The organism is Streptomyces rubrogriseus (assembly GCF_027947575.1).
GTDB classification, from domain to species: Bacteria; Actinomycetota; Actinomycetes; order Streptomycetales; family Streptomycetaceae; genus Streptomyces; species Streptomyces rubrogriseus.
This window is the reverse complement of record NZ_CP116256.1, coordinates 3015069-3035036: the sequence shown is the minus strand read 5'-3', so window position 1 is coordinate 3035036 and position 19968 is coordinate 3015069. Positions and strand designations below refer to the sequence as shown.

Genomic DNA, 19968 nt, shown 5'->3' with positions numbered 1-19968 from the left:
ATACCGAACGGCTGAGCACTCACCCCCCACCGGGCCCAGGGCCCACCGACGAAAGGGCAATCCCATGGAAAGGGAGAGGACAGCACCCGTTCCGACCAGGCGGCGGCTCCTGAAGGGCGCCGCGCTGGCCACCGTCCCCTACACCCTGCTCTCCGGTACACGGGCCGCCGCGCAGGTCCGTGCCGTCGACTACCCCTCCGCCGAGTGGCTGCCGGCGAGCACGTCGAACTACAGCCGGTCGAGCCGGCCCACGGCCTACCCCGTCGACTTCGTGGTCGTCCACGTCACGCAGGAGACGTACGCGGACACGCTGTCCATCTTCCGCGACCCCGAGAAGCAGGTGTCCGCGCACTACGTCGTCCGGTCCTCCGACGGGCACGTCGCGCAGTGTGTCCGCGAGACGGACATCGCCTGGCACGCGGGCAACTGGGACTACAACACCCGCAGCATCGGGATCGAACACGAGGGATGGGTCGACCGGCCCGAATACTTCACCAACGCCATGTACGAGCAGTCGGCCGCGCTCACCGCGGCGATCTGCACCGCCTACGGCATCCCGAAGGACCGCACGCACATCATCGCGCACCACGAGGTTCCAGGCAGCGACCACACCGACCCGGGGCCGTTCTGGGACTGGACCCGCTACATCAGACTGGTCAACTTCGCCTGACCCCCACGCCCGGCCCTCGTCCGGCCTCCTCGCCGGTGCACTCGGAACGCCACATTCGGGTGTCCGGCTGGTCGAAGTGGTTGTCGGCGCGTATCCGCGGGGTCACGATGTCCCACACCGCAACACCGTCCGGGGAGGCCGAGTTGACTGACGCATGGCTGGCTCTGGAACCGGGGGCCGACCCCGTCGAGCGCGCGCGGGCACTGCGCCGCGCCCACGAGACCTTCACCGAAGCGGGGACGGTGCCGCGGCCCGTGCGGGCCGTGGTCGCGGATTCGTGGCGGCGGTCGGTCCGGGCGGGGGTCGGCCCGGACGGTACCGCGAGCGTGGAGCTGATGGACGGAGACCTCGGGGCCTACCGGGCAGAACACCCCCTGTCGCGGGTGATGCCGCTGGTCCGTGAGTTGCTGGGCACGTTCGCCGCCGACGGCGAGCACCTGCTCGCGGTGTGCGACGCGCACGGCAGACTGCTGTGGGTCGAGGGACACCCCGCCACTCGGCGCCGGGCGGGCCGGATGAACTTCGTGCCAGGGGCCCGCTGGTCGGAGTCGGCCGTCGGGACGAACGCGCCGGGCACGGCGGTGGCCGTCGGCCGTCCGGTGCAGGTGTTCGCGGCCGAGCACTTCATACGCCGGGTACAGCCGTGGACCTGCGCCGCCGCTCCGGTGCACGATCCCCGCACCGGTCGGGTGCTCGGCGCCGTGGACATCACCGGCGGGGACGGTCTGGCGCACCCGCACAGTCTGGGTTTCGTGCAGGCGGTGGCGCGTGCCGCGGAGTCCCAGCTGGCGCTGCTCACTCCGGAGCGGTCCGCGCCGGAGGCGGCCGAGCTGACCGCGCTGGGCCGCGACGAGGCCCTGCTGAGCGCGGACGGTCGCAGGGTCCGGCTGAGCCGGCGGCACAGCGAGATCGTCGTGCTGCTGGCCCACCATCCGGAGGGTCTGACGGGCGACGAGTTGCTGTGCGCCCTGTACGAGGACGAGACGGTACCGCCGGTGACGCTGCGGGCCGAGCTGGCCCGGCTGCGCGGCATCCTGGGACCCGGCCGACTGGCTTCCCGGCCGTACCGGCTCACGATGCCCGTCGAGTCCGACGCCTCCGTCGTCGAACGCCGGCTGCGGGCCGGTGCGATCACGGCGGCCGCGTCGGCGTACGCGGGTCCGCTGCTGCCCGGTTCCCAGGCTCCGGCGGTCGGACGGCTCAGGCGCCGGCTCGCCGACGGTCTGCGCGCGGCGCTGATCGCCTGCGGTGACCCCGACCTGCTGGCCGACTGGGCTCACGCGCCCTGGGGGGAGGACGATCTCGACGTGTGGCGTGCGCTCGCCGCGGTGCGGCCCACGGCGGCCACGAGCTCCCGGCTCGCGGCGCTGGAGTCAGAGCTGGCCGCGCCCAACCCGTGGTGAAGCACCCTCCGCCGAGCGGCGGGCCGGGAGACCGGGCGCCGCCCGCGACGCGCGCAACGTGTCTGCAACGTCCCGCTTCCTAGCCTCGCGCGCAGAGCTGTCCAACGGCGGACAGCGCTCGATGAGGGAGGCAGACAGGATGACCCGTTACGCGGCGCCCGGCACCGAGGGCGCGATCGTCTCCTATCAGTCGCGCTACGACCACTTCATCGGCGGCGAGTACGTGCCACCGGCGCGCGGGCAGTACTTCGAGAACCCGTCCCCGGTGAACGGCCTGCCGTTCACCGAGATCGCGCGCGGCACGGCTGACGACGTGGAGCGGGCGCTCGACGCCGCGCACGAGGCCGCTCCGGGCTGGGGCCGTACCTCGGTGACCGAGCGTTCCGACATCCTCCTGAAGATCGCCGACCGCATGGAGGCGAACCTGGAGCGCCTGGCGGTCGCGGAGAGCTGGGAGAACGGCAAGCCGGTGCGCGAGACGCTGGCGGCCGACATCCCCCTCGCCATCGACCACTTCCGCTACTTCGCGGGCGCGGTGCGCGCCCAGGAGGGCTCACTCGGCGAGATCGACGACGACACCGTGGCGTACCACTTCCACGAGCCGCTGGGGGTCGTCGCCCAGATCATCCCGTGGAACTTCCCGATCCTGATGGCGACCTGGAAGCTCGCGCCCGCCCTCGCCGCCGGCAACGCCGTGGTCCTGAAGCCCGCGGAGCAGACCCCGGCCTCGATCCACTACTGGCTGAGCCTGGTGGCGGACCTGCTGCCGCCCGGGGTCCTGAACGTCGTCAACGGCTTCGGTGTGGAGGCGGGCAAACCACTCGCGTCGAGCCCCCGGGTGGCGAAGGTGGCGTTCACCGGCGAGACCACCACCGGGCGGCTGATCATGCAGTACGCCTCGGAGAACATCAAACCGGTCACGCTGGAGCTGGGCGGCAAGTCGCCGAACATCTTCTTCGAGGACGTCTGGGCGCGGGACGACGACTTCCGCGACAAGGCGCTCGAGGGCTTCACCATGTTCGCGCTCAACCAGGGGGAGGTCTGCACCTGCCCGTCCCGCGCGCTCGTCCAGCGGGGCGTCTACGCCGAGTTCATGGAGGCGGCCGTCGCCCGCACCGAGTTGATCAAGCCCGGTCACCCCCTGGACACCGACACGATGATCGGCGCCCAGGCCTCCAACGACCAGTTGGAGAAGATCCTCTCCTACCTGGACATCGGCCGCCAGGAGGGCGCGAAGGTACTCACCGGTGGTGAGCGGATCGAGCACGAGGGCGAGTTGAAGGGCGGCTACTACGTCCAGCCGACGATCTTCGAGGGCCACAACCGCATGCGGATCTTCCAGGAGGAGATCTTCGGCCCGGTGGTGTCGGTGACGTCCTTCGACGACTTCGACGACGCCGTCAAGACCGCCAACGACACCTTGTACGGCCTCGGTGCCGGGGTGTGGACCCGCGACATGAACACCGCCTACCGCGCGGGCCGCGCGATCCAGGCGGGACGCGTGTGGACGAACTGCTACCACGCCTACCCGGCGCACGCCGCCTTCGGCGGCTACAAGCAGTCGGGCATCGGCCGGGAGAACCACAAGATGATGCTGGAGCACTACCAGCAGACCAAGAACATTCTTTGTTCTTACAGTCCTAAGAAACTCGGGTTCTTCTAGAGCCCCGAGTCGGGCCTGGAGGGGGCGTTACCCCTCACTCCTCCAGGCCCTCGAAGGGCTCAGCCACTGCCTCAGTCCGCCGCCGGCACCCGCTCCAACCGGGAACGACGGGCCTGTCACACCGCCCGGTTGATCACCGCGCCTCTGGATGCTCCACGTGCGCCCGCGCACCGGCGCACGTGTGCTGTCCCCGGAGCACTGAAACCACCTGGACCGCGAGGTGCCGCGCTGGAAGCAGGCCGACAGCGCCTTCCATCGGGCGCTGCTCGACGCCGGCGGCAACCGTACTGGCCATCGTCGAAGCCGCCGAGGACGAGATCGCCCGGTCTCGGGGAATGCCGGGCGGTGCCGCACGACCTCGCCGGCCGCGTCCCCGCGCTGCCCGCCTCACCCGCTGCGGACTTCGGTGTTCTGGCAGGCGTGCAACAGCCAGCGTCCGTCCTCCTGCTTGGTCATGACGTACAGCGGGGCGCCTTCCGTCTCCCCCTCGGCCGAGTGGTAGACCTGCCGGACCTTGACCGCCGCCACGTCGGGGCGCAGGAACTGCGTGTGGATCACCTCGTAGGTGACGTCGCCGTCCCACGCGGCCTGGGGCAGCACCGCGCGGGTGAACTCGGCGATCGCGTCGAGGCCCAGGAGCACCTTGCCGTGTCCGGTCGTCCAGAGCGCGTCGGGCCGGAAGAGGGTGAGGAACCCTTCGGCGTCCTTGTCCCGCTGGGTGCGTTCGACGGTGGCCACGACGCGCTCGATGGCCTTGATGTCGTCGATGCCGTCGATGTGCCGGGTGCCGGCTTCCATGGGTGAGCCCTGTGTGTTCATGCGGATCACCGTCGTACCTCGACCACGCTTGAGGTCAAGGGGCGGCACGGACGGCGGAGACCGGCAGGGCGGGACGACCGAGACGGACCGGGACCCCGGGCGAGTAGAGGACGCTGACCGGGCCCTCTCCCGTCGTCGGTATCCCGGCACTCGCGACCAGGTCCTCGTCGCAGGAGAGGAGCCGGGCCCGGTGCAGGGGCCAGCGGGGGTGGTGGTTGGGCAGGTAGGCCGCTCCGCCGAAGAACACGTTGTGCATGCCCCAGCGGGCGGTGAGGAAGTGCTCCAGGGGCGTGGGCTCGTGGATGCGTTCGCCGGTCCGCAGGGTGATGCGGCTGTGGGCGCCGCGCGGACCCGGCCAGCGGCGGGAGCTGGTGTAGGTCACGGTGTCGCCCGCGGAGCGGACGGTCATGCGGGACCACAGGTAGGGCAGGCGGAAGCCGACGCGCCCCATCACCACCGGGATCAGCCGCGAGGCGTCCATCGACCGGAACACCACGCCGCGCCGCCCGTGCGCGTCCACGCTGTACAGGCGCACGTTCGTCTCCGGGAACGAGCCCAGGTACGGGACCCCGGGCAGCCGGAACCATCCGACCCGGTGCATGCGGAACGCGACGAGCCCGACGTAGGTGAGTCCGTCGTGCGTGTCGGGGACGGTGCCGCGCGGCAGGAGTCCCGCCACGGCGGCGGGCTCGACGGCCCAGTGGATGAAGGCGAGGTCGAGCCACTCCTGGGTGAGGAGCGGCGACCGTATCGCCGCGGGGGCGTCCGGGGTGACGGCGCTGGGCTGCTGCACGGCGCAAGGATGGCAGACGGACGGCCGTACGGGGACACCGGCCGCTCCTGCGGGGAATCCCCTCATGATTGACCCTCGACCTGGTTCAGGGAGCAGAGTCCCCGACGTGGAGAACGAGATGCGCAGCATTGGGGAGATGGCCCGCGAGAGCGGACTGGGCGTGAGCGCCCTGCGGTTCTACGACCGTGCCGGTGTACTGGTCCCCGCCCGGGTCGATCCGGCGAGTGGCTACCGCTGGTACGCCCCCGGCCAGCTCGACGAGGCCAGGGTGCTGGCCCGGCTGCGGCGGACCGGCCTGCCGCTGGCCGACATCCGGCTGGTCCTGGCCGGCTGGTCCGGGGCGGACGCCGACCTGGTGCGGGGGCTGCTCCAGGCGCATCTGCGCCGTCTGGAACGGGGGCTGGCCGAGGCCCGCAGCGAGTTCTCCACGCTCGAAGCGCTACTCGATCACAGGGAGAATCCCATGACCGCCTCGCCGCGTACCGGCACCGTCCGACTGTCCCTTCCCGCGCCCGCGCTTGCGGACGCGCTCGACGCGGTCCGCTTCGCCGCGGGCCGGGACCCCGAGCTGCCGATGCTCGGCGGCGTCCTGTTCGACGTCGAGGGCGACGCGCTCCACGTCGTGGCCACCGACCGCTACCGGATGGCCGTCGCGCGGCTGACCGCCGTCGGACACGGGGGAGCGCGCGAGCAGGTCATCGTGCCAGCGCCGCTCGTCGACGCGATGCGCGCGCTGCTGGGCGACGACGGGCCCGCCCGTTTCGCGGTGGAGGGTGACCGCGTGACGCTGGAGGCAGCGGAGCGCCAGGCGTCGGGGCGGCGCCTGCCCCACGACTTCCCCGACTACCGCCGTCTCGTCCAGCTGCCGCCCGGGCGGCGCGTCGTCGTCGATGTGCCCGAGTTCCGGGAGGCGTTGGAGTCCGGCCCCGTCCGCGTGGCCGAGGACCTCGAGCCGGGTCGGCAGGCCCGCGACGTCAGCGTGCTCTCGACGGTGGACGACGACACGGTGGTCGTCTGCGGCGACGGCGCCCCGGACAAGGAGACGGACGGGGCCGCGCACCGCGTCGGTGTCGACCGCGGATACCTGCTGGACGCGCTCGCCGCCGCGGACCGGGACCGGCTCGTCCTGGAGTTCGGGCCCGCCGCCACCGCGCCGCTGGCGATCCGCCGGGTGGACGACGAGGGGGCGTTCTCGGTGCTGATGCCGGTGCGCCTGGACGACTGACGGCTCTCCGGTCGCCCGCCCCGTGGCCCTCCCCCGTCCCGCGTCCCCCGCGCCGACGGCGTTGTCAGTGGGCTCGCCTACAGTCGTCAGCACTTGATCACTGCGGTGCGGGGAGGCACTCATGGGGTGGGTGACGGCCGGGGACTACGAGGTCGCCCTGGACGAGGGGAAGGTGGTGTGCCGCAACGCCACCGGACGGCGGCTGAAATCGGTGCCGGCCAAGCTCGCGGACGATCCCGCGGTGGTCGGGCTGCGGCAGCTCGTCGAGTGGCTGGAGCGGCACGAACGCCAGTGCCTGAGCGACGTCGAGCGGTGGATGGTGCGGTCGCTGCCCGTTCCCCTCGCCGTGCTCACCCGGGTGTGGCCCGACCCGGCCTGGCGGTCCGCCCTGCGCGACCTCGTGGTCACCGGTGCCGACGGCGAGGTCGCGGGATTCCTGCGCGACGCCGACCCCGAGCGCGGCCTCGGCCTCGTCGACCTCGACGGTGACACGGTCCGGGTCTCCCCCGACCTCGTCCGTCTCCCGCATCCGGTGCTCCTCGAGGACCTGGAGGAGCTGCGGGAGTTCGCCGTCGAGCTCGGCGTCGAACAGCGCGCTCAGCAGCTCTTCCGCGAGGTGTGGCACCGCCCCGCGGGACTCGACGCCGAGGCCGCCTCGGTGGAGGAGTACGCGGGCGGCGCCTTCAAGGAGCTGCGCTTCCTGCACGGCCGGGTCACCCAGCTCGGCCACCGGGTGCGGGGCGGATACGCGGTCTGCTCCGCCTGGGAGGACGGCCGGGCCGTGGAGGCTCGCGTCTGGGTCGGCGACTACGACGGCTACGAGGAGACGGAGACCGGCCCCCTCATGTGGACGGACGCCGCCGGACGGGTGCTCAAGCTGGGCCGGGTCGGGCCGGTCGCCTGGTCGGAAGGGATGCGCATGGCGGCCGCACTGTACGCCGGTCGCGACATCGAGGACGAGGAGCGGGCCGCGTGAACGCCATGGACACCACCACCGCGCTCCAGGGCGCCACCGGCGCGCGCGAGGTCACCGGCCCCGACGGCGCCACCGCCTCGGCACTGCTCGAGGCCGGCGCGCTCCTGCCGCCCGGCAGCAGCGGCCGGGAGGACGCCGACACCCTCACGGTCCGTACGTACACGCATGCCGCGCTCGGCGAGCGCAGCGTCGTCCGGCTGGTGCCGGGCACCCTGGGGGAGGCCGAGGACCTCGCTCTGGACTTCCTCGGCCTCGTGCGGGACGCGGAGACTCCCGAGGTCGGGCAGGTCAGGCGGGAGACCCTCGGATTCCCCGCCTGGGCCCTGGTCAACGACCCGGCCAACGGGCACCACGCGCTGGCCCTGGTCAAGGACGTCGAGCGGCTCGCCCGTCAGGCCAAGTCCCGGCCGGGCACCGCCAAGGAGGGCTTCGAGAAGCTCGGCGACCGGCTCGGCCGGGCCGTGCCGCACTTCCTGCCGACCTTCTTCGAGCAGGCCGCACGGATCTTCCTCCAGTTCGACAACACCACCTACGCCGCCGCCTTCTTCGGCAAGGCCCGGGAGGCGGAGCGGGTGCACGCGCTCGCCGTCGACGAGCAGCGGCAGCGCGCCGTGTTTCTGGAGTTCGCCTTCGCCGGGGCGCTGACGGTCAAGGCGCTGAAGCAGCATGTGAAGGATTTGGCCGCCCGGCTGGACGCCGCCGAGGCCTGGGCCCAGTTCCGTCAGCTGGCCGTGGAACGCTGCGCGGCCGGTATGCCGCCGTACGCGTCGCTGCCGCAGGACGCGCGTGTGCTGATCAAGGCGGCCGGGCTGCCCCGCGTGGAGGCGGAGTGCGACCTCGTCGCCGACCTGGTCGCCTCGCCCGCCGCCGTGCGGGCGCCCGCCTCCTTCTGGACCGCCTACCGGGCGACGCTCGCCGTCCTCGCCGAGCGGCGGCCCGCGGTCCGGGAGCGGATGCTGGAGATCATGCCGGCCGGGCTGGACCACGGCACCAAGAGCGACGAGTTCTGGCTGGAGCTGCTGGCCGAGTGCGGTGCCGACCGGCTGCTGACCGGCGAGGACGGCGGGACGGCGGCCGGAAGCGGCTCGGCCGCCGAGGCCGCGGGCGGTGTCGACGCGGCGGACTGGCTGAGCCGTTGGGCCGCCCATCGCAAGCGCGGCGCCACGGTGTGCGACAGCTCCCCGGCCACGCTGGACCTCGTCGCACGGATGGCGCCGCGGTTGCGGGCCGACGGCCGCGCCGTCGACCTGTTCACCGGCCGTCGGCACATGGGCGTCGATATCGCCCTGCTCGACCTGTGCGCGGCGGAGGACGTCCCCCTCGCCCTGCCCGGCCCCGGCGCCGAGGTCCACCTCGGGCTGGACCGCTGGGTGCGCGACACCCGGCCGGAGCGGCGTGAGCTGGCGGCCGTCGCCGCGGACCCGCGGCTGCGCCCCCTGCTGCTGCGGGCGGTCGGTACCGCGGGGCACGAGCGGCAGTCGAGCCGGGTACTGGACCATCTCGCCGACCATCGCGTGCTGAGCGGGGTACTGCGCGAGTGGCTGGACGGCGCCGTCGGTGAACTCGGCGGCGCGGTGGGCCTGCCCGGAGCCCGCGAGGCGCTGAACCGGCTGAGCCCCTACCGGTCGGTGGCCCCCCGGGTCAATCCCGAGGCCGTCGCCCGTGCCGCCGGGTACGAGGCGGCTCCGCTACTCGGGCGCACCCTGCGGACCGGCCTCCTGGACGAGCTGGGCTGGCCCGCCCTGGACGAGGCCCTGCGGCTGCTCGACGCCGAGACCCGGGCCCGCAACGGCAACGGCAACGGCAACGGGGCCGGGACCCGCGGGGACCGCGACACCGCGCTGATCGTGAACGAGGCCTGGCCCTGCCTGATCCTCAGTCGCGGGCACAAGGCGGTCGTCGTCGGCCCGGACGGGATTCTGCTCGACCACGACCTGCGGCTCCCGGCCGACCTGGACCGCTGGCAGCGCCCGCAGTTCCGCTACGCCGACGGGGAGTTGCTCGTGGTGTGGTGGCAGGACGGCAAGCAGCGCGGCTACTGGTCCACCCGGCCGTCCGAGGTCCTCACGCTCACGGGTGAGCAGATCTCCCACTGGTGGCGCAACGACGAGGCCGCCCCGTCCATCCCGCTGCCCGACGGCGGCCGGGCCACCGGAGCGCGCACCCTGCACGCGGGCGACGCCGTACTGCCCGCGAGCAGGCCCGTCATCGGCGACGGCACGTCGTACTGGCGGCAGGGCAGGCAGGGCCGGCAACACGTGTGGCTGGAGTACGACCCGGCGACCGGCACGCACGGTCGCGCGTCGCTGCCCGCCTTCCTCCGCTCCGGCATCGGCGACGACGCGACACTGCTGCAGGACCAGTGCGAGGTGCTGCCGCTGCAACCCGGTCTTGAAGAGAGCCCGTTCGGCACCGACGGCACGGTGCTCGGGCGTTGGGTGCGCGCCGAGGAGGCGGCGGGCGAGGCGCTGACCACGGCGGGAACGCCCGACGGCCGGACCGTCACGCTGCGCACCTCCGGGCGCGGCGATCGCGTCACCCCGCTCGGTGCGCTGCGCCTGCCCGGAGGCGCAGCGCCCGTCGTGGCGCGCACGCGACGCCAGGTCGCCCTGTACGCGCCGGACGACGGCAGCGAGGCGGGCGTGCTCGGCCGGGTGACACCGAACGAGCGGGGCGGGGAATTCGCCGCCGGCACCCCGTTCGTCCCGCCGGTCTCCTTCTGGCACGCGCTGCGGCCCCGCGACGAGCGGTCGTCGGCCGCCCTGCGCGCTTTCACCGACGAGCAGGCGGCCGACCTGCTGCGCACGGCGGTGCGGGCGCTGGCGGAGCGCCAGGCGCAGGTGAACGCGGCGAAGGCCGCGGACGAGGCGGCCGGTGAACACGGCGCGGACTCCGGAGCGGCCACCGGGGCGACCGGCGGGACTGTCGGCGGGGCGACCGCCGCGAACAGGCCCGTGGTGCCGACCGCCGACGAGGTGGTACGACGGATCGTGGCCCGTGCGCTTCCTGCGCTCACCGACAAGCGGCTCCTCGTCGGTGTGACGGCTCTGGTCCGCACCACGGTCCAGATCGCCGACGCGGTCGCCCGTTTCGTCACCCCGCCCGTGGAGCAGCCGGAGCCGCAACGGAACCGGACCGAGGGGATGTTCGCGGACTACCGGCCCGAGCACGGCGACGACCGCACCCTGCGCGCGGCCGCCGACGGTCTGGCCCGCATGTGGGGGTCGTGGGGCGGCGAGAGCCAGTGGACCGCGCTCCGGCAGATCCGTGCCGTGAACCACGTGCTCTCGGGCAAGCCCGCCGACGGCATGCGCCTGCCCGAGCGCACCCGTAGGTCCTCGCTCGGCGACGGGTGGCACAGCGACGAGCACACCGTCCCCCGCATGGGCATGACCTGGCCGGAGCTGCTGGGCGCGCTGCGGCCGCTGGCCTACCGGGCCACCGTACCGACGCTGCCGGCGGCGGAACGGGAGGCGCTGCTCCTCCTGTTCGAGGCGCTCGCCGAAGGACCGCTCGCCGCACCCGGGGACGGCCTCCGGGAGATCGTCCTGGGCGAGCCGCACGACAAGCACCGGCAGCGGGAGCGTGCCGGGCAGGTACTGCGACGCGAGGGCCGCACCGTGGTCGTCCTAGGCTGCCAGAACGTCGACACCGCCCGGGACCGCGTCAACTGGCTGGCGCTCGAACACGATCCGGCGGGCGTCTTCGGCGCCGTCGCGCACTTCACGCTGGAGAAGGAGACCCGGCACGCCCCGGCGCTCCCCGCCGGCGCGCTCCCCGCGGTCGCCCGGCTGACCCGCGACAAGGGGGCCCCGCCCTGGCAGCCCGAGGCTCCGGCCGACCTCGCCGCGGCCACCGGCCATGGCCTCGGACCGCTCCAGGCCACCGTGCTCCTTGCCGCGCAACCGGAGCGCCTCGAAGCCGGCGCCCTCGCCACGACCGGGCTCAAGCCCCGTCAACTGGACGCGGGCAACCGCATGCTGAACTCCCTCCTCGCCGACGATCGGGCGGCGCTCATCGGCTCGCTGCTGCCCGACGATCCGGCCGAGTTGTGGACGGCGGGACCGGACACGCAAGCCGTGGGCCGGGTCTGGTCCGAGCGTCTGGGTTCCCTCGTCCGCCTGCCCGAGGAGCTGGCCGTCACGCTCGACGGTCTGCCGGTCGGATCCGCCGAGGCCGTGCTCAATCCCGAGCGCACCCCCTGGCTCAGCCGCACCACGGTCCAACGACCGGACGAGAACGGCCGGCTGGTCGCGGAGGATCCCGCCGCCGTGCCGCACCGTTACACCCTGACCGGCGCCGTCGACGCTCTCGCCTCGCTCGCCTACGCCCTCCCTCACGGCCACCCGTTGCGCGCGGCCCTGCCCGAGGGCCTGGCCGCCGTGCGCCGCCGTCTCGCCGATCCGGGACTGCTGCTCGATCTGGACGTGGGGTGGACGGAGAAGGGTGGCACCACCGCCGCCGAACTCCGCAAGGCCTACGGGCTGCCCGCCTCCGGCGGCGCCGACGCGGAGGGCACGACGCGGATCGGGGAGGCCCTGGTCCTGCGCCCCTGGCACGGCGACCGGGAGACCGTCCTGGTGCGACCGGCCGGTCTCACCGGCCCGGACGACGCCGTGTTCGGCCTGCTCGAAGGGCTCGTGGGCACCGCGCGCGGCACCAGAGTGCGAGCCCTGCGCACGATCCTGTGCGACGAGCTGGCGCGCAGCCTCGATGCCGGGCTGGACCCCGCGGGGGCCGAAGGATTCGCCCAGGACCCCACGATCAGTGTTCCCGCGCTCGTCACCGAGGTGGCCCGGACCCAGGGCCTGACTGAGGACGCGGCGGCGCTCTACCTGCAGTTGCTCGCCCTGCCCGATCCGACCGACCGCAACTGCGCCCGTTGGACCGGCTGGAGGCCCGCGCGGTCGAAGAAGGCCCGGGCCGAGCTGACCGCCACGGACCTGGTCGTCGAGGCCAAACGGCCGCGGGCCGGCCGCTCCCTCTTCCTGCCCTGCGGCTGGCGCGACCTCAAGTCGCCCGCCCTGCCGGTGGAGACGTGGAAGGAGGGGCTGTACCCGGTCGGCGAGGGGTTCCGTTCCGTTCCGCTGCTCCCGGTGCCCGAGCTGTTCACGCGCGCCTGGGCACGGGTGCGCGACCGGGACGCGCCCGCCTACGAGGAGCTCACCACCCGTGCCACGCGCGGGGGCCGCCGCCGATGACCCCGCTCGACGCCCCAGTGACCGCCGCCCGACCCGACCGGAAGATCCGTCGATGACCACCACCCTCTCCCCCGACACCGCCCGCCAGATCGTGCCGCCCGAGGAGCGGTACGCCGCCGAACTGGCCTTCCTCGCCGCCTACGACGACGGTCCGCGCCCGCCCGCCTGGCGGCTCACCCCCCGCGCCGTGGTCACCTTCGTCATGGGCAGCGACGGCCGTGCCCTGCGGCTGCCCGAGGGCGCCGAGACGCCGGAGGGTGTGCCCCGCCGACTGACGGTGGAGGGCAAGTTCGTGGGTGACCGGTCGCTGGTCGAGCGGTGCGTCGTCACCCTCGCCGGGGAGCGCGGACTGCTGCTCGTCGGAGAGCCCGGCACCGCCAAGTCCATGCTGTCCGAACTGCTGTCGGCGGCCGTGTGCGGCACCAGTGGCCTAGTGGTGCAGGGCACGGCGGGTACGACCGAGGACCAGCTGAAGTACGGCTGGAACTACGCCCTGCTGCTCGCCCAGGGCCCCAGCCGGACGGCTCTCGTGCCCTCCCCCGTCCTGACCGCGATGGCCCGCGGCGGCATCGCCCGCGTCGAGGAGGTGACGCGCTGTCTGCCGGAGGTGCAGGACGCCCTGGTCTCCCTGCTCTCCGAGCGGCGCATCGCCGTTCCCGAACTCTCGGGCACCGACGACGCCCTGGCGCACGCCGCACCCGGCTTCAACCTCATCGCCACCGCGAACCTCCGCGACAAGGGCGTCTCCGAGATGTCCGCCGCGCTGAAGCGGCGCTTCAACTTCGAGACGGTCGGCCCCATTCCGGACCTCGACGCCGAGACGGCCCTGGTCCGCAGCCAGGCCCGGGCCTCGGTCGAACGGGCCGGCGCGCCCTTCAAGGTCGACGAGGCGGTCCTGGAGGCCCTGGTCGTCGCCTTCCGCGACCTGCGCGAGGGCCGGTCGGCGGAGGGCTGGGAGGTCGAGCGCCCCTCCACGGTCATGAGCACCGCGGAGGCGGTGTCGGTCGCGGGGGCGCTGGGGCTGGCCGCGGCGTACTTCCCCGGGGACCGCGACGTGCTGGGCCTGCTGCCGGGTCATCTCCTCGGTGTGGTCCGCAAGGACGATCCCGCGGACGCGGCGCGGCTGCGCGGGTACTGGGACGGGCCGGTCCGGCGCCGCGCCGAGCAGGGTTCCGCCACCTGGCGCACCCTGTGGGACCTGCGCACGGTCCTGGAGGGCTGACCGCCGTGTCCCGCTCCCCGTCCTCCCCCGACGGCCGCCCCCCGTCCTCGCCCGGCCGCCACTCCCCCGCTTCGCCCCTGTCCGCGGACCAGGCGATCGCGGCGCTCACCGGTCCCGGGGTGCCGTTCCTGATCGGCGTACGGCATCACGCGCCGTCCCTGGCCGCGGCCGTGCCGACGCTGCTCGACCGGGCCGCCCCGGACGTCCTGCTGGTCGAGCTGCCCGCCGAGATGCAGGAGTGGCTCCCCTGGCTGGGCCACGAGGAGACGCGGGCGCCGGTCGCGCTGGCCGCGGCCGGCGGGGAGGAGGGGGCGGGACCGGCCTTCTATCCGTTCGCCGACTTCTCCCCCGAGTTGGCCGCCGTGCGCTGGGCCGCCCGGCGGGGCGTTCCGGTCGTCGCCTGTGACCTGCCGCTGGCCGACCGGGCGTGGCGTGGGGGGAGGCGCTCGGGAGCCCCAGCCACGCCCACCATGCCCACCACCGCGCCCACCACCACGCGCACGGCACCCGTCGCGCCGGAATCGCAGCCGCGGCCGGACCTCTCGGACCGTTCCGGGCTCAGCAAGGCACTGCGGGCGCGGCTCACCGGTCGTCCAGGTGAGGATCTGTGGGACCGCCTCGTCGAGGCCGCGGCTCCGGGGTCCGGGCCGGAGGCGTTGCGCCGCGCCGCGCTCCTGACCGGCTGGGCCCTGCGCGAGGAGGCCGTGGCGTCCGGCGGCGTACCCGAGCTGGATCTGCGGCGCGAGGCGTGGATGCGCTCCCGGCTGGCCGCCGCCACCGCTGACCGTGCGCGGGCCGCGCTGGTCGTGGGCGCCTTCCACGCGCCGGCACTCGTCTCCCCGGCCGACGCGGCCGAACCCGGGCAGGACGGCTCCGGAGCCCCCGCCGGGCCGACCGGCCGGCCCGGGTGGACCACGTCCCTCATTCCGTACACGTACGCCCTGCTGGACGAGCGGTCCGGTTACCCCGCAGGCATCCGGGATCCCGAGTGGCAGCACCTGGTGCTGCGGGCGGCCGGTGACCCGGGGGCGCTGGAGGAGGCACTGACGCAGGCGGCCGTACGCGTGTGTGCGGCGCTGCGCGGCCTCGGGCATCCGTCGGGTCCGGCCGACGCACGCGAGATCGTGCGGTTGGCCTCGGACCTGGCACGGCTGCGCGGGCTGCCGGCGGCCGGCCGGGGAGAGCTGGTCGAGGCGGTCCAGACCGTACTCGCGCAGGGCGAGCCGTACGGCAGGGGGCGGGCCGTCGCCAGGGCGATGGAACAGGTACTCGTCGGCACCCGCAGCGGTCGCCCCGCCCCGGACGCACCGCGCAGCGGCCTCGCTCCGGCGGTCGAGGCCGAGCTGACGGCCCTGGGGCTGCCGGGCCCGGCGTCGGACGGCGGCGGGTCGGCGGGAACGGGGGCACCGGACGGGGCAGCGACGCCCCGGGGGGCACCGCGTCGGCGACCGCCCGGGATCTGCGGCTGGACCCCCTGCGGTCCGAGTTGGACCGCGCGCGCGACCTGTTGCTTCGCCGCCTGACGGTGTGCGGCGTGCCCTATGCCGAGGCGCGGGGCGCCGTCGGTGCGGGCGGCGTCGAGACGCTGACGACACGGTGGGAGGTGCGCTGGACGCCGGCCACCGCGGCGATGCTGTCCGCGGTCGGCGTGCACGGTGTCACGCCCGCGCAGGCCGCCGAGGGGGTGCTGCGCGAGCGGTGGCGGACGGAGCGGGACGAGGGCGGTCCCACCGCCGCGCAGACCCTGGAAGGACTCCGGCAGGCGGCCGAGTGCGGTCTGCCGGACCTGGCGGACGCGCGGCTCACGGAGAGCGCCGACGTGCTGCCCGCTGCCGCCGCCCTGCCTGAACTGCTCACCGGTCTCGGCCTGTTGGACCGGTTGCGGGCGGGGCACGTCCCGGGGCTCGGTGCCGACGAGGACCGTGCGCTGCGGGCTGCCGCCGTGGCCGAGCTGCTCACCGCCGCCGCGGTGCGTCAGGTGGACGGGCTGAGCGGTGCCGAGGACCCGGCGGACGCGCACGCCCTGCTGGAACTGGCCCACCGCGCGGACGTGCTCGGCGGTGTCCGGCTGGCCGATGCGCTGACCCGGTTGGCCCGCGAGGGTTCGCCCCTGATGCGCGGCGCCGCGGGAGCCGTCCGAGTGCTCCTCGGGCACGAGGATCCCGACGTACTGGGCGAACGTGTCGCGTCCTGGGTCGACGGGGCCCGCGACCGCGCGTCCCGCTCCGCGCTCACGGCCAGGCTCACCGGGCTGCTGACGGCCGCGGGGCCGCTGCTGGAGTCGGCGGCCCCGGCGCTCGAGCCGCTCCTCGACCGGGTGTCGGAGTTGGCCGACCGGGAGTTCCTGGACCGGCTGCCGGCCTTGCGCGGCGGCTTCGAGACCCTGAGCCCGGCCGCCCGCGACCGTCTGCTGTCCGTCGTCGAGGAACGCGTCGGCGTGGACCGGCCGGCCGACACGGGCGGGGTGGACCCCACGGCCCTCGCCCTGTTTACCCGCGCCGACCTCATGGCGCGGGCCGCCCTCGACGGGTTGAGGCTGCTGCCCCCGACCCCTGAACCGATCCCGGGACCGGGCCCGGCCCCGGTCCCTCGTGATCCTGCCCCTTGTCCTGAGTCTGGCCCTGGCCCTGGCCCTGGCCCTGGAACGGAAGCGCGGTCGGCCTCCAATCCGGACCGGCTCCAGCCCCCGGCCGACGACGCCGACCCGCCCCACGGCACCGCCACGGCTGCCGTCAGCACCCCGTCGCCCACCCCGTCGACCGCCCCGTCCGGCGGCGCCGTGCCCCTCGCCGGGTCCGTCGGCGCCGCCGATCACCGCCTCCCGCCCGCCGACCGCTGGCGGCTCGTGCTCGGTCGCCGTACCGACCGGCTGTCCCCGGCGGCGGCCGCCCCGGCCACCGCGTTGGACGAGCTGTACGGCAGCGGACGCGGCGAGGGCAGCCGGGGTGACCTGACCCGTCCGGGCCGGGGCGGCTCGGGCGGCGGCCGGGAGCCTTCGTACCCGGGTGTGCGTGAGTGGTCGGAGGAACTCGCGGCGTTGTTCGGGCCGGGCATCCGTGAGGAGGTCCTGGCGGCCGCGGCCGCATCGGGCCGGCCGGACGTCCTGGCCGAACTCGACCCGGACAGCGTGCGGCCCTCGGTCGATCTGCTGCGCACCGTGCTGCGGCATGCGGGAGGCCTGCCCGAGGCACGGCTGGCCGCGCTCCGGCCGCTGGTGCGGCACCTGGTCGAGGCGCTGACCCGGGAGTTGGCCACCCGGTTGCGCCCCGCGCTGCACGGCACCGTGATTCCGCGCCCCAGCCGCAGGCCGGGCGGCGGCCTCGACCTCCCCCGCACCCTGCGGGCCAACCTGGCCTCGGCACACCGCGGTCCGGACGGCACGGTCCGGGTCCTTCCGGAGCACCCCGTCTTCCGCACCCGGGCCAGGAGATCGTCCGACTGGCGGCTGGTCCTGGTGACGGACGTGTCGGGGTCCATGGAGGCGTCCACGGTCTGGGCCGCCCTGACCGCGTCGGTGCTGGCGGGTGTGCCCACCCTGTCGACGCACTTCCTGGCCTTCTCCACGGAGGTCATGGACCTCACCGACCACGTCGACGATCCGCTGTCCCTGCTGCTCGAGGTCAGCGTGGGCGGCGGCACCCACATCGCCGCGGGGCTGCGGCACGCCCGGGAGCTCGTCACCGTGCCGTCCCGCACCCTCGTGGTCGTCGTCAGCGACTTCGAGGAGGGCTATCCGCTGGGCGGACTGCTCGCCGAGGTCCGCGCTCTCGTCGGCGCTGGCTGCCATGTGCTGGGCTGCGCCAGCCTCGACGACGCGGGCCGCCCGCGCTACTCCACCGGAGTGGCCGGCCGGCTCGTCGCGGCGGGCATGCCGGTCGCCGCGCTCAGTCCGCTCGAACTCGCCCGTTGGGTAGGGGAGAAGATCGCATGAGCCCGCTCCTTCCGCCGGTCAGCCCCTCGGTGACCGCCGAGCTCGTCGCCGCGCTCACGCCCCGGCTGCGCAAGCGACTGGACGCGGGGGTCGCCAAGGTCTCGGGGCGGCCGGTGGTCCGGGACGGCGACATCGTGCGCATCGCGGTCGACGCCGAAACCGACCTCGAACTGCACGCTCCCGACGGGATCGTGTCCAGTGCCGGGGCGATCCGCTGCGGGTGCCTGCTCGCGCCCGACTGCCTTCACCGGGCCGCCGCGGCATCGGCGGCCCCGGTCGCCGAGCCCACGGAACCGGCGGTCGGGGAGCCGTCGCCCACGGAACCGGCGGTCGGGGAGCCGTCACCCACGGAGCCACCGCAGGAGTTCGCTCCGGGACCGGCCGGGGCCTCAACACCGGCCTCAACAGCGGCCTCACCACCGGTCTCACCACCGACCGCAGCACCGGCCGCAGCGCCCGCCCCGGGCCTCACCCCGGCCCCTGCCCCGTCCGCCGCCCAGGCCCCCGGCGCCGCTCCCGGCGACGTCCCGGCCCCGGAATCGGCCACCCCCGCCCAGTGCGCCGCCTCGGCGGCGCTGCACACCGCGGCGGCCGCCGTGCTGGAGGCAGGCATCGAAGGTGCCGGGGCCGTGCTCCAGGCGGAGCTGCTGCGGGCCGCGCACACCGCGCGACTCGCCGGCCTCCCGCGCGCCTCCGGCCGTGCCGTCGCCGTGGTCACGGCGCTGCGCGCGGCCCGTGCCGCCGACCCCGCACACCGTCTGAGCGATCTCGGCGCGGCCCTGCGCGACGTCCTCCTCCTCGCGCACCGCCTCCCGGACGCCACGGGGCCCGAGCTGGCCGGGCTGCGCGGCAGGGTACGGCAGCCGTACTCACCGGACGGGTCGCTGCGTCTGTACGGGCTCTTCGCCGAGCCGGTCCTCACGACGACCGGCTACGCGGGCACCGTCACCTGGACCGTCGATACCGCGGGGCGGCTCTACACGGTCCCGGACGTGGCCCCGGGCGGCGCCGAACGGGCCACGGGCTCGGCGGACCGTGCCGTGCGCATCGGCGACACCTCCCTGACGCCCCGTGAACTCTCGCGCGCGGGACTCGCCGTGTCCGGGGCGACGGTCTCCCCGACGGGCCGCCTGGGGGCGGGAACGAGGGTGCGGGCCGTCCGCGCGCCCGGCGCCTCGTGGTACGCCGAGCCGCTCGACCGGCTGTGGGCGGTACCGGTGGCCGAGCAGGTCGCCCGGGCACTGGCGAGCGACCTGGACGTACCGAACGCGCACCGCACTCCCCACACCACCGGACGGACCGAGCGGGACGGCGAGAACGGCCGAGACGGCCAGGACCTGCTGTTCCTCGACGTCACGCTCGTCGGCACGGTCCGCGAGGCCGCGGGCGAGTGTCTGCTGGCCGACTGCGACGGGCTGACGGTCCGACTGGCCGCCGCCCACGACGACCCCGCATTGCCCCACCGCGAGAACCTGCGCCTCCTCGCTCGGCTCGCGTTCGCGCGCAGTGCCCGGCTCCGCGTGGTCGCCCGGCTCACACCGGCCCCGCAGGCCCGCGCGTTGCTGCTGGCGGCGAGCCATCCCACCGATCCGGACAGCCGGATCGACCTCGGTCTCGACCGGCTCCGCCGCGCGGACCTGCCCGCGGAAGCGGCGTCGGGCCCCGCGGGCGACACCCCGACCACACCGTCCGCACCGTCCGCACCGGCGGCGACCGCCGCGGACGAGGCCCCCGTGCATCTGCTGCGGCGCCGGGTCCACCAGGCCGCGTCCGGTGGCCGCCGCGTGCTGGCCTTCCCCGGGAGCCGGGGGTCCGAGGCCGCGCGTCTGCGTCGGTACGGCCTCGGCACCGCCGGTGAGCTGCTCGCCGAGTTGCACGCCACCGCCGCGGAACGGACGCGCGACCCCTTCGGCCGGCTCCTTCCGGCCGACACCGGGCGCTTCGCCCGCGCGTGGCTGGGCGCGGCCGTCTACACGGAGGAGGTGGACCGTGCTCTGTGTGCCGCCGCGTGGGGCGCGAGGCTCCCCGGCCTCACCTCTCCATGATCCGCCGTCCCGGCAGGCGG

At 74.8% G+C, this 19968-nt stretch carries 10 protein-coding genes and 1 pseudogene; 9 read left to right on the top strand and 2 right to left on the bottom strand.

Features of this window, described 5'->3' with window-relative positions:
- The first annotated feature begins 64 nt into the window (after positions 1 to 64).
- The 3 genes from Sru02f_RS13905 (at position 65) to exaC (ending at position 3736) form a co-directional block, all read left to right on the top strand.
- Complete coding sequence (locus Sru02f_RS13905; RefSeq protein WP_109030332.1) at positions 65 to 670, top strand: N-acetylmuramoyl-L-alanine amidase; 606 nt, start codon at positions 65 to 67, stop codon at positions 668 to 670.
- A gap of 143 nt (positions 671 to 813) precedes the next feature.
- On the top strand, positions 814 to 2073 hold the full coding sequence (locus Sru02f_RS13900; protein WP_109030331.1) for a GAF domain-containing protein: 1260 nt from the start codon (positions 814 to 816) through the stop codon (positions 2071 to 2073).
- Between the two features lie 139 nt (positions 2074 to 2212).
- Positions 2213 to 3736 (top strand): acetaldehyde dehydrogenase ExaC, encoded by a 1524-nt coding sequence (exaC, locus tag Sru02f_RS13895; protein WP_109030330.1) that lies wholly within the window; start codon positions 2213 to 2215, stop codon positions 3734 to 3736.
- A gap of 387 nt (positions 3737 to 4123) precedes the next feature.
- On the opposite strand, the gene Sru02f_RS13890 is transcribed toward exaC, so the two are convergent.
- Both Sru02f_RS13890 and Sru02f_RS13885 read right to left on the bottom strand, forming a co-directional pair.
- Positions 4124 to 4555: an SgcJ/EcaC family oxidoreductase gene (locus Sru02f_RS13890; protein WP_109030329.1), complete on the bottom strand. Its 432-nt coding sequence runs from the start codon at positions 4553 to 4555 to the stop codon at positions 4124 to 4126.
- A 34-nt stretch (positions 4556 to 4589) separates the two neighbouring features.
- Positions 4590 to 5348: a YqjF family protein gene (locus Sru02f_RS13885; protein ID WP_109030328.1), complete on the bottom strand. Its 759-nt coding sequence runs from the start codon at positions 5346 to 5348 to the stop codon at positions 4590 to 4592.
- 118 nt (positions 5349 to 5466) lie between these two features.
- Between Sru02f_RS13885 and Sru02f_RS13880 the strand changes: the two genes are divergently transcribed.
- The 6 genes and pseudogenes from Sru02f_RS13880 (at position 5467) to Sru02f_RS13855 (ending at position 19948) form a co-directional block, all read left to right on the top strand.
- Positions 5467 to 6573, top strand: a complete 1107-nt coding sequence (locus Sru02f_RS13880; RefSeq protein WP_167469361.1) for a DNA polymerase III subunit beta family protein — start codon at positions 5467 to 5469, stop codon at positions 6571 to 6573.
- 121 nt (positions 6574 to 6694) lie between these two features.
- The gene (locus Sru02f_RS13875; RefSeq protein WP_109030326.1) at positions 6695 to 7549 is read left to right on the top strand and encodes a DUF4132 domain-containing protein; all 855 of its coding nucleotides are present in this window, start codon (positions 6695 to 6697) and stop codon (positions 7547 to 7549) included.
- A 5-nt stretch (positions 7550 to 7554) separates the two neighbouring features.
- Positions 7555 to 12750, top strand: coding sequence for a hypothetical protein (locus tag Sru02f_RS13870; RefSeq protein WP_373103713.1), 5196 nt, complete (start codon positions 7555 to 7557; stop codon positions 12748 to 12750).
- A 52-nt stretch (positions 12751 to 12802) separates the two neighbouring features.
- Positions 12803 to 13972: an ATP-binding protein gene (locus tag Sru02f_RS13865; RefSeq protein WP_109030324.1), complete on the top strand. Its 1170-nt coding sequence runs from the start codon at positions 12803 to 12805 to the stop codon at positions 13970 to 13972.
- 5 nt (positions 13973 to 13977) lie between these two features.
- Positions 13978 to 17903 (top strand): annotated as a pseudogene (locus Sru02f_RS13860) (vWA domain-containing protein).
- The gene (locus Sru02f_RS13855; RefSeq protein WP_109030322.1) at positions 17900 to 19948 is read left to right on the top strand and encodes a hypothetical protein; all 2049 of its coding nucleotides are present in this window, start codon (positions 17900 to 17902) and stop codon (positions 19946 to 19948) included. Before Sru02f_RS13860 ends, Sru02f_RS13855 begins: the two are co-directional and overlap by 4 nt.
- Positions 19949 to 19968 lie beyond the last annotated feature (20 nt).